The 12,382-nt window shown below is 50.5% G+C and carries 10 protein-coding genes; 1 reads left to right on the top strand and 9 read right to left on the bottom strand.

All coding sequences use genetic code 11. From position 1 onward, the window contains the following. Window positions 1-178: 178 nt before the first annotated feature. Genes HA050_RS20535 through tssF form a run of 3 tightly spaced genes read right to left on the bottom strand, consistent with a single transcriptional unit; the run spans window position 179 to window position 3,372 of the window. Complete coding sequence (locus tag HA050_RS20535) at window positions 179-418, bottom strand: DUF2789 domain-containing protein (RefSeq protein ID WP_166830226.1); 240 nt, start codon at window positions 416-418, stop codon at window positions 179-181. A gap of 50 nt (window positions 419-468) precedes the next feature. Next, complete coding sequence (gene tssG, locus HA050_RS20530) at window positions 469-1,482, bottom strand: type VI secretion system baseplate subunit TssG (protein WP_166830224.1); 1,014 nt, start codon at window positions 1,480-1,482, stop codon at window positions 469-471. Window positions 1,483-1,518: 36 nt separating this feature from the next. Further along, window positions 1,519-3,372 carry a type VI secretion system baseplate subunit TssF gene (gene tssF, locus HA050_RS20525; RefSeq protein WP_166830222.1) on the bottom strand — a complete coding sequence of 618 codons (1,854 nt, stop codon included), beginning with the start codon at window positions 3,370-3,372 and terminating at the stop codon, window positions 1,519-1,521. Between the two features lie 225 nt (window positions 3,373-3,597). On the opposite strand from tssF, the gene tssA reads away from it, so the two are divergent. Beyond that, entirely contained in the window at window positions 3,598-4,692 is a 1,095-nt protein-coding gene (tssA, locus tag HA050_RS20520) for a type VI secretion system protein TssA (protein WP_166830220.1), read from the top strand. A 207-nt stretch (window positions 4,693-4,899) separates the two neighbouring features. Here the strand turns inward: tssA and HA050_RS20515 are convergent, their stop codons facing one another. The 6 genes from HA050_RS20515 to HA050_RS20490 all read right to left on the bottom strand — a co-directional run. Further along, on the bottom strand, window positions 4,900-5,331 hold the full coding sequence (locus HA050_RS20515; protein ID WP_166830218.1) for an OmpA family protein: 432 nt from the start codon (window positions 5,329-5,331) through the stop codon (window positions 4,900-4,902). A gap of 257 nt (window positions 5,332-5,588) precedes the next feature. After that, the gene (locus tag HA050_RS20510; RefSeq protein ID WP_099398580.1) at window positions 5,589-5,852 is read right to left on the bottom strand and encodes a PAAR domain-containing protein; all 264 of its coding nucleotides are present in this window, start codon (window positions 5,850-5,852) and stop codon (window positions 5,589-5,591) included. Further along, the gene (locus HA050_RS20505) at window positions 5,849-7,297 is read right to left on the bottom strand and encodes a hypothetical protein (protein WP_166830216.1); all 1,449 of its coding nucleotides are present in this window, start codon (window positions 7,295-7,297) and stop codon (window positions 5,849-5,851) included. The genes HA050_RS20510 and HA050_RS20505 overlap by 4 nt, the downstream gene beginning before the upstream one ends. A gap of 81 nt (window positions 7,298-7,378) precedes the next feature. After that, window positions 7,379-10,015 carry a type VI secretion system ATPase TssH gene (gene tssH / locus HA050_RS20500; protein WP_166830214.1) on the bottom strand — a complete coding sequence of 879 codons (2,637 nt, stop codon included), beginning with the start codon at window positions 10,013-10,015 and terminating at the stop codon, window positions 7,379-7,381. A 280-nt stretch (window positions 10,016-10,295) separates the two neighbouring features. Continuing rightward, on the bottom strand, window positions 10,296-12,095 hold the full coding sequence (locus tag HA050_RS20495; protein ID WP_166830212.1) for a T6SS phospholipase effector Tle1-like catalytic domain-containing protein: 1,800 nt from the start codon (window positions 12,093-12,095) through the stop codon (window positions 10,296-10,298). Window positions 12,096-12,097: 2 nt separating this feature from the next. After that, window positions 12,098-12,382, bottom strand: a 285-nt coding sequence (locus HA050_RS20490; protein ID WP_166830210.1) for a DUF3304 domain-containing protein, incomplete at its 5' end; no start/stop codon positions are given.

Here is a 12,382-nt window from a genome sequence, read left to right as displayed (position 1 = left end):
GACTCAAAAAAATCTGCACACGCAGCGAACTAAAAAAACCCGAGTGCGCTGAGAGGGCTTTAAAACCGCCCTCAGCAACATCGTTTGGTTTTCTCTGAGTTCTGCTTTTTAAAGCTGTGTGCTCTGTGCCTGCCGATTTGGCGCGGTTTTGCCGTGTGCACCGCGTGTTTCATTGCGGCTATGGCATCGCCCGCAAAGCCACATCAAGCTGATCGATTACTTCTGCCCAATCGGCGTCTTCTTCCAGCTCTTCGCGTAAAAATGCGGCCTGATTTTCTGTCCAGAAAGGCGCTTCCAGCAGGGAGAAATGCGAAGGCAGAGGGGCGTGTTTCATAATAAAGGCCGCGATATCGTCATCGCCGGATGCCAGACCCAGCTGGGCAAAAAGCGCATTAAGATGATGAGGAAATTTTTCCATTACAGCCTTCTTATGAGCCGGTTGATCACTTGTAGCTTAGCAGCAACTTGCTATTCCAGAAGGCAAAACATCATATCGCTTGGATGATGATCCTGAGCGCCCAGCCAACAGCTGCCGCCTAATTGCACCACAGGCTCTGCGGCCAGCTGTGCCACCGGAACATCGCGCTGATCCAGAACCAGAGTAACATCACAGGCAAGGCTGTGGCCCAGAGCAAATTTAAGCAGCTCTCTGAGCGAATGCGCGGCATCGGCATTAGGTTGCAGGGCAGAAAACTGAGCCCAGCGCAGTGGCCCAAGGCGCAAATTAAGCTTAGTTTGCCTGTCCCAGATTCTGTCCCCGGCAAAGGCAGAAACGCCCAGCTCGCAGGATGCACCGCCCAGCTGGCTTTGCTCTGCTTCGGGCAGATTCATCCACTGGCCGGCAAACTGCACCAGCTCGGCCCTGAAGCCAAAAAAACCTTCGATCAGTGTAACCAACGCCTGGCTGGACATCGGTTTCTGGCTTAATAGTCCCGCATAATAAATAAACAGGTTTTCATCATGCAGCGCGCCCTGCCCCATTTGCGCCCGCAATGCGCTTAAGCCCATACCGCCCAAATCCAGCAGATTGCGGCTAAAGCCGTCCTGCTCGCCGCTTTCGGCTTGCAGCCAGAAGCGATATTTTTTCCATGCGCCATAAAACAAGGCAATAGAGCGGTGGCTGAAAATATCCAGAAAGGCATGCAGGGTGGGATCGCGATACTGCTGGCGGCGCTCGATCAGCAGCTCGGTATAGCTGGTGGGCAAAACGCCGCTGGGGCCGGTAAGACCCATAAATGCGACTTCCAGCTCGTTCAGCTCGCCGTCTTCGGTTTGCACGGCGGTGTAGCGGGTCATTTCGCTGGCAGGGAAAGACAAATTAGCCAGGGTGCGAAAACGCAGGCCCGAAGGTAAAGGCCCGCGCCGGTCGCCCCGCTTTCTGGCGGATAAACCCAAAAGCCGTACCGCCTGAAAAAAACCAAAGCCGGTTGGATTGGCCAGAAGCTCCTGATCCAGATGACGAGGGTGTTTAGAGCTGGCCATGCAGCGCTCTCCCGTTTGATACACAAAGATGAGTCATTAAATAACCAAAGCCTCACCTGCTCGTGCAGGCCATGCAGCCAGCTCTTCGTGCTTGGTTTTTACCCGCAGGCGGGTAAAGCTGTTTGGCGAGCAATACAGTGCAAAAAAGCGCTCCAGCACACTGGCAAACAGATAAATACTGCCGCCTACGTAATATTCTTCATCCAGCGTCAGGGTGATTTCGGTACCGCGTACAAAACCCGCAAAATCCCGGCCCATAACCCGTGTGACGGCCGGTGCACTGCTGATGGCGCTGATCCCCTGAATCTGCCGGGTATTCACTGGTGAATCGGTTTGGTTATACAACACCAGCATTTCCTGCAAGGCAGAGCGGCCCGATTCAATCAAAGACAAATAATTAAGCGACAGATGCGAAACCAGGCGCCACTGCAGCCCGCGTTTTTGCGGCGGACGTAAGCTGTTACTTGGTTTACGCAGCAGCTTCACCCGCTTCACCACCGAATGCCCCGGCAGGCTGAAATCAATATGCTGCCCAGACTGGCTGCCGCCAAAAGGAATCAGCTCGGGCAGATCACGATTACTGCAGAGTAATTCCAGACTTAAAACCTCGGCCCCTGGCCTGACGGCATTGAAATCCAGATCAACCAGATGCAGCTCTAAATCTGTGCCTTTATCATCCTGACGAGGTGAAGCCTCACGGCTGGCGTGCCAGTAAAATTTAGGGCCTTCTTTACTCACCCCGTGCCGGATTGCATAAAACGGCAGAACTTCTTCGCTGCTTTCCTGGCTGCCGGTTTTTTCTACCCGCACCACGCGCCTGAGCTGCATCACTTCAAAAGCATGCTGCTTGCGTGCATCGGGCACAACGGGATAACTGGCCTTCTGGTGGGTCACACGAATGGGCTCACCCGCCTGCACAAAGAGATTCACAATCGGCGTGCAGCCCAGTTTGAAATGTGAAGCCTGCAAATGATGTAAGAGGCGTGCATGGCGCTCGGTATCGGGCCAGCGCTGAATCATGCATTGAATGACCAGCTTGCTGCCCGAAATGGTTTGCGCCACATCGCTCAGCTGCTGAATATCCACAAACAAAAATTTATCCGGGCAGCTGAAATATTCGGTCAGTAAGCGATAGCCCAGAAAGGAGCGCTCGTCGTATTCCAGCACGCCTTCATCACGGCCAAAACCGACCGGTGCAATTGCAGCAGCAGGCAAAAAGCGGGTGCGGGCCGGATCATCGCTGCCATCGCCCACGCGCAAACGTGTAGTGCCTGACAGCAACAGCTCGTACACCAGATGCATCAGCGCAGGCTCGCCATCCAGAAATAATCTGAGCGACTGCAAATTAATACTGCTGACAGGTAAATTGCCGTGAGTATTAAATTCCAGTGTTAACACCGCGGCTGCATCGGGCGCGATACGGCGCAAATTAGGCGAGCTGCTGCATAACTCCAGCTTGGCGTCTGATAAAGACAAAGGATAAAGATCTACCGGATAGCAGGTTCTGAATTTACACGTTACGCCCTGAATGGCTGGCGCATGCACAGGCTGACCACGCTCGATCACATAGCGTTTGGCGATTTCCGGCCGCAGGGGATCACACTCAAACTGCACAATGCTGGACGATGGAATCGGCCGCAGATAATGCGGATAGAGCACATCTAAAAAGCTGGAGGCAATTTCAGGGTATTCGTCGTCCAGCTTTTTATGAATGCGTGAGGCAAGAAAGGCGAATGATTCAATCAGACGCTCAGTATGCGGATCTTCACACTGATCCCCTTCTAATTGCAGCCGCCCGGCAATTTTAGGGTAACGGCGGGCAAACTCGCCCGACAATTCGCGTAATAAACTCAGCTCACGTTCGTAATACGGCAATAATGAATCAAGCATGAGGCACTGTCTTTCGGGAGTGAATAAATATAACGAGCAGATTCCGCGTCAATATTAAATATACCATCGGCCCGTATTAAGCTGACATTATCAGGCAATACTGAGTAATAATGAAAGGAATTGTTACCCTATTGATAAATTTAACCCCAGGTGTAATGACAAGCTGTTGTAATTAAAACACCATATTGACAGACCTGACATTCTTTTAAAAGCTCTGGAAACGCCATGACAACCCAAGATAAACTGGCCACTTTGCTGGCCCCCATCTCTGCAGATCAGCCCGCTGGTGAGGATTTGGGCTATTCCGCTCTCTTTGATCAAATCCGCGAAGCCCGCCGTGCGGATGACCCCAGCCTCTCTCAGGGCGATTGGGGCCAGCAATTAAAAACCGCCGACTGGAGCAAAGTGATTCAACTTTGCAAACAGGCACTCAGCCAGCAAAGCAAAGATTTTCAACTGGCAGCATGGTATGGCGAAGCACTGGTTAAAACCCGTGGTTTTGCCGGTGCCCATCTGGCCTTGCAAGTGCTGGACGGCCTGCTGGATCATTACTGGGAAACCGCTTATCCGGAATACGATCCCAATGATTTAGACGAACGGGTAGGCAAGCTGGAGTGGTTTAATAATCAGATGGGCATGGCGCTGCGCGAAGTGCCGCTGACTGATCCGATTCACGGCGGCTATAACTGGCAGCAGTGGCAGGAATCGCGTGAAGTAGAAAACATGGGCCTGAAAGACAGCCAGGCCAAAGAAGCCGCACTGGCCGAAGGCAAGCTCGCTGGTGAAACCTTTGATAAAAGCGTCAACGCCAGTGGTGCCAGCTGGTTTAAACAGCTGCATACCCAGCTTGAACACACCCAGCAGGCTTATCACGCACTGGATAAACGCATCGACGATCGCTTTGGCTTTGCTGCGCCTAATTTTGCCGAATTACGCAATGCGCTCAATGCCTGCCTTGAAGTTGTTAACCGCCTGCGTCTGCAATGGGGCGAGCCATCTTCTTCCCCCGCCCACCATGAGCCTGCACCTGTGATCAGCCACGAAAGCCAGCCAAGCAACCATGCCCCACAGGCCATCAGCCACAGCCCCGCTCCAACCCGCCAGGGCCCGCTGCAAAGCCGCGCAGATGCCGTGCGCCAACTGGTTGAAGTAGCCCGCTACTTCCGCCAGCACGAGCCGCACAGCCCCGTAGCCCTCTTGGCCGAGCGCGCAGCTAAATGGGCAGAAATGAGCCTGGAAGAATGGTTGGGATCGGTGATTAAAGACGATGCAACGCTGGGACAGCTTAACGAGCTGCTGGATATCAAGCGCAACGATTAAGCGCCAGGATACAGCCATTAATACAGCCGCCTTAAATGCATTAAATCAAGCAATTGCCATAAGGCGGCTGCATGCCTGCAAACTTTGTACCGGCTGATGGCTGGCGAAAACCGCGTATTTTTCAGCATTGCCCGCGGGTTTCGCCCTTACTGCAAAAGCAATAGCGCTTAGCCTGATGGATCATGGCTTGCGCTTACCGCAAAAAGATTAACCACCGATTTCCAGCTCAACTGCGTGTTCAGCATCGTCGGTGTTATAACGCAGGCTCATTTTCTGGTCCACAATACCCTGGGTCACCAGGAATTTTTCTACATTGATCGCGCGGGCCAATGCAGAATCTTTGGCATTGCCAATATCTCTTTTACTGCAATAGCCACGCAAAATAATCGATTTGGCGTCTTTAAGCTGAGGAGCCAGCGCAGTTAAGATTTCTTCTTGCTGCGGTGTAAGCTTGGCAGACATTTTTTCAAATTTAAGCATATATGGCTTACCCAGCGCCACCACAGGGACTTCTGGTGCTTTTAACCATGATGTAGCGGATGCTGTAGTAGCTGGCTGCGTCGGAAGATCTGTACACCCTGTCAGTATCCCGGCAAAAAACACCGCCGAGCAGGCTAAAACAATTTCTGATTTCTTCATGATTAAATCCTTTATTTACAAGCAATCTGCTGAATTAAGCGGTCAGTTTAAACTCATCGCAGATAAAGCAAATGGGTAATATTTTAAAACAGCAGGCCCCAAAGCCAGGCACAAGCATGTTTGAGCCTGACTTTCAGGGCTAGCAATGGAAATTTAAAACGATCTGCAGCGGACAATTTGACCACATTTTTTGTCCGTTTTTATTAATTAAGGTGCAATTTTATTAAAATATTTTCCCAAATGTCATATTTAAGGTACTAACCCTTACCCATTTCTGGCATCGTAGAAATCAGCGCTGAGCCACAAGATGTTTTATGACCTTCCAGCGCCACAGGTTTTCCATCGATCAGCCAGCTTGGATCGCCTTCAACAATGGGGCAAATGCCGTGGCCAGGCACGGGGCAGCTTACTTTATCACCTAGCAATGCCACTACTTTTCCAAATAAAACGGTTTTAGATGCGCCGCTGATGACCACGCCACCATGGCTGGTCGGGTCGCCAATGCGAATGACTTTTTTCATGCAGACTGCTCCTGCGGCCTGATCAGGGCCACGCTGAAATGCTCGGTATCACCCTGGCGATCAAATTCTGTTAACACGGCTGGTGCAGCTAAACGGGCACTGTGCACTACGGCCACGGCCATTTGCAACACAGACCTTGCCGAGCCCACATCGCCCCATTCGCGCACGCAATTACTGGCGTCATCGATCGGGTTTAATGGCACGGCATATTGCTGCAGGGCGGATGAAACTGCGGCGAGGCGCGTGCCGCCCACATCCACATCGCCACTATTGTGAACCAGCCAGGCAATGCTTTCTGCCTGATCTTTGGCCTCGTCTTTATCATCACTGCTGAAGGGATAATCCCGCAGGCCCGCATTTACCAGCGCATTATCAAACAGGGCATGGATTTGCCTTGTCATAGGCAGCAGCTGCTTATGCACAATATTGGCTTGCTCACCAAGGCGCAGCTCGGCCAGCACGGGTAATTGCGCCAGCGTATCCTGCCATTGCAAGGGCACGCGTCCCCAGCGCTCGTCGCCATAATGCTGCTGCTTTTCCCAGTAAGGCGTGTAAGCATCCTGGCTGGTTTCCTGCGTACTGACTGGCTCTGGCACCGGCAGGTTGTCCCGCAAAAAGATCATGGCAACGGCGGCATAGCCTGGTTTTCCCAGCCATTGATTCGCTTCTTCCTGATCGGCACCTGGCTCATCCCACTCGTCTTCCGGAATACCACGCGTTAAAAGCGGTGCATCGGCGGCATAAACCACCATGCCGGGCAGGCCGGGGTCTTGCTGAAACAGCTGCTGAACGCGGCTCATTAATGCGCCGGAGCCAGGAAAGAAACGCGGCTCAGGGCTGGGTGAGTTTTCTTCGAAATCCTGATTAGCAATTGCTTGCAGCTGGGCCTGTTTCAGCATTTCCAGCTGCTCACGCCCTTCCAGCTGCGGGTTGGCTTCAAAATAATGCGGCAACCAGGCGGCCCCTGGCGCAGTAGTGTAAACATCGCTTAAGAGCTGCTGCAAAGTCTGCTGAACCTGCCCGGTGGTTTCTGCATCTGTACTGATTTCATCCCGCTCCAGCGCGGTCCAGTAGGCGCCATCGGGGATTTCTTCCAGCCAGGCCGGCGCGTCTTTTACCGGCAAAGCCAGTGCCCATACGCCACGGCAAAGCGATTTAATCTGCCGCTCTGCCAGCGCCGCATAATGCTGCTGCTTAGCGGCTTCACGCTGGGCCTGCCGGTCTGCTTCGGCCGCTTCCTGGCCAGCAGCCTGTGCCTGCACGATGCGGGATTCGCGTATTTTTTGCCAGATGCGCCACACCACACCAAAGATCACCGGCGGGGCCAGATGTGTCAGCAGCATGGCCGTTGGGCTCATTTTCTGAAAGCTGATGGGCAAGCCCCACCACAGCAACAGCCACCAGCCAGCAAAGAGCCCGCCAAACAGCCCCAGTGTTCCCAACATATAAAATTCCTTAAACGAATAAAAACGCCATCAAGGGCAGGCAGCCCTAAGCCACCTGCCCTTGCCTTGCGCTATAACTGCTTAGCTGATTTTCACTTTTACTTCGTCGTTTTTAAGTGAAAGCACAATCTTTTTCACCGGCTTGCCTGCCGACATTCTGGCCAGCAAATCAGTGGAAATCTGCGCCAGCACGGCGCGGGTCAGAATGGCATCTGCATCGCGCGCGCCGCTGTCTACATCCATGCAGCGGTTGGCAATTGAATCCACCAGTTCAGCCGGATATTCCAGCACCGCACCATGGTTTTGCGCAATACGGCGGGCGATTTTAGCCAGCTTCAGCCCTACAATCTTACGCAATACTTCATCCGAAATCGGGAAGTAAGGCACGATAGTCAGGCGGCCCAGAAACGCCGGTTTAAAGGCTTTTTGTAAGGTTGGGCGCAAAATTTCAATCAGATCATCGGCCGTCGGGTCACGCGTTACATCTTCAATTGTTACTCCATGCTCGCAGGCACGCATCACCAGATCGGTGCCGGTATTGGATGTCAGCAGGATGATGGTGTTTTTAAAATCGACTTCGCGCCCTTCGCTGTCTTCCAGCAGGCCCTTATCAAATACCTGGAAAAACAGCTCCATCACATCAGGGTGGGCTTTTTCGACTTCATCCAGCAACACCACCGAATAAGGCTTGCGGCGCACGGCTTCGGTGAGCACCCCACCCTCGCCATAACCCACATAACCCGGAGGCGAGCCCTTCAGGCCGGACACACTATGCGCCTCTTGGTATTCTGACATATTAATCGTAATCAGATTACGCTCACCACCGTATAAAGATTCAGCCAGAGCCAGCGCAGTTTCAGTTTTACCCACGCCAGAAGGGCCAACCAGCATAAACACGCCCTTAGGCTTGCCTGGATCATCCAGATTGGCCTTGGCAATCTGTACACGCTCGGCAATTTGCTCTAAGGCGTGATCCTGGCCAATCACCCTTTCTGCCAAGAGGCCAGCCAGCTTTTGCACCTGCTCTAATTCATTGCTGACCATGCGGCCCAGCGGGATGCCTGTCCAGCCGGAAATCACATCGGCAATTACGCTTTCATCCACGCATTCATAAGCCAGCTGATGCTGCTTTTGCAGCTCGCGCAGCTCGGTGCGCTTGGCTTGCAGCGGGCTGATTTTCTTGCCCTTGGCAGGTTTGGCATCGGCGGCGGCAGCTTTAAGCGCCTCAATTTCATTAATCACCTGCTGCTGCACGGCCCATGCAGCCTGCAACTGCTGTAAATCCACTTCTAAAATCTCGCGCTGGCCAGTCAGCTCAGCAATTCTTTCACCATGGCCTTCTTCGGTTTGCAGCGCCTTGATTTCACGCCCGATATTGGCGATCAGCACTTCCACATTTTCGATAGGCGCTGGGCGGCCAGATCGCGACAAGGCCACGCGGGCGCAGGCGGTATCGAGCACACTGATGGCTTTATCCGGCAGCTGGCGACCCGTGATATAGCGGCTGGACAGATTCACCGCCGCCACCACCGCCTCGTTCATAATCACCACTTCATGGTGTTTAGCCATCGCATCTGTAAGGCCGCGCACCATTTGCACCGCAATTTCCGGCGCAGGCTCGTCTACTTTTACCACCTGAAAACGTCGCGCCAGCGCAGCGTCTTTTTCAAAATACTTTTTATATTCGGCCCATGTAGTGGCCGCAATCGTACGCAGCTCGCCACGCGCCAGGGCGGGCTTTAACAGATTTGCCGCATCATTTTGCCCGGCCGCCCCGCCCGCACCAATCAGCGTATGCGCCTCATCAATAAACAAAATAATTGGCACAGGGCTGGCTTTCACTTCATCAATCACCTGGCGCAGGCGGTTTTCAAACTCGCCTTTAACTGATGCACCGGCTTGCAGCAGGCCCAAATCTAAAGCGCGTAAAGTCACGCCACTCAGCACCGGCGGCACTTCACCGCTCACAATCTTAAGCGCCAGGCCCTCTACTACGGCGGTTTTACCCACGCCCGGCTCGCCGGTTAAAATGGGGTTGTTCTGACGGCGGCGCTGCAGAATATCAATCATCTGACGGATTTCTGTTTCACGCCCCAGCACCGGATCAATCTTGCCCGCCTTGGCCTGCGCAGTTAAATCAATCGTATATTTATCCAGCCCCGGGCTGCCACGGCGTGGCGCTGGCTGATCCAGATTCATATCCGGCGCATCGCCAGTTGGCAGGTTTTCTGAATTGGTCGCCGCCTCATTACCATGCTGACGCAAAGCCACATAGCCCTGCAAAGCGCGCTTGCCATCCATCTTAGCCAGCGTGGCCGAGCTGCCCTGCACCGTGGCGCGTAAAGCATCATCCTGCACCAGCGCCAGCAGCAAATCCAAAGTAGAAACCGAATCCTGCCCCAGCTCTGCACTGGCCAGCAGCCATGCTTTTTCCAGCCATTTTGGCAGCCAGGTGGATAACACCGGATTACGCGTATTGCCTGTGCGAAAGCGATCCAGCGCGGCATCCAGCTCTTTTTCCAGCTGATCCAGGCTCAACCCCAGGGAATGCAAAGCCGCCACCCCCGCATTATCGTCCTGAGCCAAAATCGCCAGCACAACGTGTTCAATTTCAATCTCAAAATGAGTGCGCGACAAAGCACGACTAGCCGCCTCCTCCACCGCACGGCGGGCTGTAGGAGTAAGGCGGGAGATAAGAGCTTTAAGGGGGGTAGACATGGGATGGGTCCCGAAGAGTTATAAGAATCTGAAATTAATTGCAGTAATATTTTAATAAATTCACAAACAATGAAAATTGGCCAATCCTTATAAACAATAACTATTAAAAAATACAACCTAATTAATTAAACACTCAAGACTTTAAAAAACAAATAAATATAAATTTAAAAAAATTAATACATATAAATTTATCACTCTAGACCATAAAAAAACCAAGCCAACAGCCAAACAAAAATTGTAATCTTATCTTTATATGCAAAAGCAACCACAAAAAAACACATCAGCTTTTATCAAAGACATTTCTCCTCCTAAAATAGCCACTTCCTTCTCTTCGAGTAGTGGTATTAGCACGAACAACGACCCCCATTCCTTGTAACATATCCCACTGATCCTGATCACTCATTAAAGGAAAATCACTACCTTTACAGGCCAAAACTTTTCTTTCCCATTTAGTTAACTGATTATTTATATATTCACTCTCAGTGAGTTTATATTTATTCACATAGCTAGTATTCATAGGGTTATCATAGTCGGGTTTATAATATATATTATATAAACCACTTAATGCCTTAGCCTTAGCCTTGACTCTTTTTTTCTCCATTTCCTTATCATATTTAGTAACTGCTCCAGCCAAATAAAAGCCAGCATGGGAGTCATGTACATATTGCAAAAAGAAATCAAGAACATCATTAGGTAAAATCGTTTCTATATCAATATAATCATTTTTAATTCTTTTTAGATCATAATCCGGGATGTAGTGCAACGCTTCTAATCGTATTTTTGCAGCGTCTCTTTCAAAATCTTTTGATGCCTCATCTAAATCAAGCTTATCCTGATCTTTAACATTGATTAATTTACTTTCATTTTTACCAATCTGAGCTTTATACCGCCTATAAAAACGCATATGCCCATCTAGCATATCCTCAACTTTAGCCGTTTTAATTGCGCTATATTTCACATAGGCATTAAATGCAAGGCGCAATGGCTCACTAATTTTAAAATCTTGTTGAATCTCTGGCTTTAAAGCACTCAATGGCTTTAGAGGCACACCAGCTTTCACTGCCTCGCGGTACATATTCAACAAAGGTATATTAGACAATAAATGCTCAATTCCCGCCTTGCTGCGCCCCTGCTCGCCTGGCCCATACCCCCCGCCAATATTTGAATGCGCACCAGGAAAAACCTGCTCTAATACATTAGCTGGATAAGACTTCCCATTACGGGCACAACTCAAAGGAAACGAAGCGCGAATTTCATTTGCGGCCACATAATGCACGCAGCGCTGCACCTGCGGCAGGATTTCCATGGATCCATCTGCCCAATCCATCAAGCCTTGCACAGGGATAGGAAATGAATCTGCCAAACCAACAGAGGCCACCGTATCAAAAATCCCTAAGAATTGAATTTTTATCGGAACACCGGCCAAATAAGTGCCATTTCCTTCACAGCAATCTACCAGCCAATGACAAAACGCCCGCGCCTCTGCCGCTCCACGTGAAAATCCAAACACAGAAACATTTAACTGAACAATTTTTGGTTTTTTATTGACAATGACTTCTTCTAATTTTTTAACTTGCCTCTTAAACCAAGCCTGCCTTTTTGAATTAGATAATGCCCAGTAAGTAGCCAGCTGATTTGTATCTTTAATCGCAGCCTTTGCCTCATCTGCTTCTAATAACCGCCTACCATCAAAAGTAAAACGAATACTATTTAATACTTGTATTAATGCCCATGCAATTCTTGAATCTCCTCCTTTTGCATAAGCCTTTCCCTCACTACTTTCTGTTAGCTCACCAATTTCTTCAAATGCAGTTCCCACGCCAGGTATATATAACCTATAAAAACCTTCCCTAGGATCATCACGATGGCTTGAATATAATTTAGCAATATTAGAATGACCTTTTTCTGATCTGTCTCTTTTATCATTATTATTGGTACCGTCAAAGAAAACCCCTACATTAACTGTCTTTTGACATGCTAACTGAGGTTTGTCGACGGAACAGGATGCTGCTTTTGCCAATTGCTCCGCAGCACTTAATCCAGACTTTGCTGGTAAAGGGGTTAAATTACTAGTGCTCATAATTAATTCTTCTCCTCTCCGGGCATGCCTGGCCCTAGATATTCCGGGCTCATGGGATGTGTATTGCTAACAACCACTCGGACATTCTGATTCGGTAAGAAATGCACATAGACATCCCCCCCCCTGCTTGAATAGGGGTCAACATTTACTTCTTTTTCAAACCAATGCTCTTCCAATGTATCTGTGGCATTCCAGCGTACTTTTACTTTAATTCCTTCTTTGGGATACTCTCTTGGCATAGAAACACAACATACAGAACTCCCGCCCCCCCCCATTGCATCAATATC

Origin of the sequence: Iodobacter violaceini (assembly GCF_011601265.1) — a bacterium.
GTDB classification, from domain to species: domain Bacteria; phylum Pseudomonadota; class Gammaproteobacteria; order Burkholderiales; family Chitinibacteraceae; genus Iodobacter; species Iodobacter violaceini.
Note: the sequence above shows the minus strand (reverse complement) of the source record. Positions and strands in the feature narration are given on the sequence as shown.

Coding starts and splice junctions, on each gene's coding strand:
- HA050_RS20535 (WP_166830226.1), bottom strand. CDS start 418: ATGGAAAAATTTCCTCATCATCTTAATGCGCTTTTTGCCCAGCTGGGT.
- tssG (WP_166830224.1), bottom strand. CDS start 1,482: ATGGCCAGCTCTAAACACCCTCGTCATCTGGATCAGGAGCTTCTGGCC.
- tssF (WP_166830222.1), bottom strand. CDS start 3,372: ATGCTTGATTCATTATTGCCGTATTACGAACGTGAGCTGAGTTTATTA.
- tssA (WP_166830220.1), top strand. CDS start 3,598: ATGACAACCCAAGATAAACTGGCCACTTTGCTGGCCCCCATCTCTGCA.
- HA050_RS20515 (WP_166830218.1), bottom strand. CDS start 5,331: ATGAAGAAATCAGAAATTGTTTTAGCCTGCTCGGCGGTGTTTTTTGCC.
- HA050_RS20510 (WP_099398580.1), bottom strand. CDS start 5,852: ATGAAAAAAGTCATTCGCATTGGCGACCCGACCAGCCATGGTGGCGTG.
- HA050_RS20505 (WP_166830216.1), bottom strand. CDS start 7,297: ATGTTGGGAACACTGGGGCTGTTTGGCGGGCTCTTTGCTGGCTGGTGG.
- tssH (WP_166830214.1), bottom strand. CDS start 10,015: ATGTCTACCCCCCTTAAAGCTCTTATCTCCCGCCTTACTCCTACAGCC.
- HA050_RS20495 (WP_166830212.1), bottom strand. CDS start 12,095: ATGAGCACTAGTAATTTAACCCCTTTACCAGCAAAGTCTGGATTAAGT.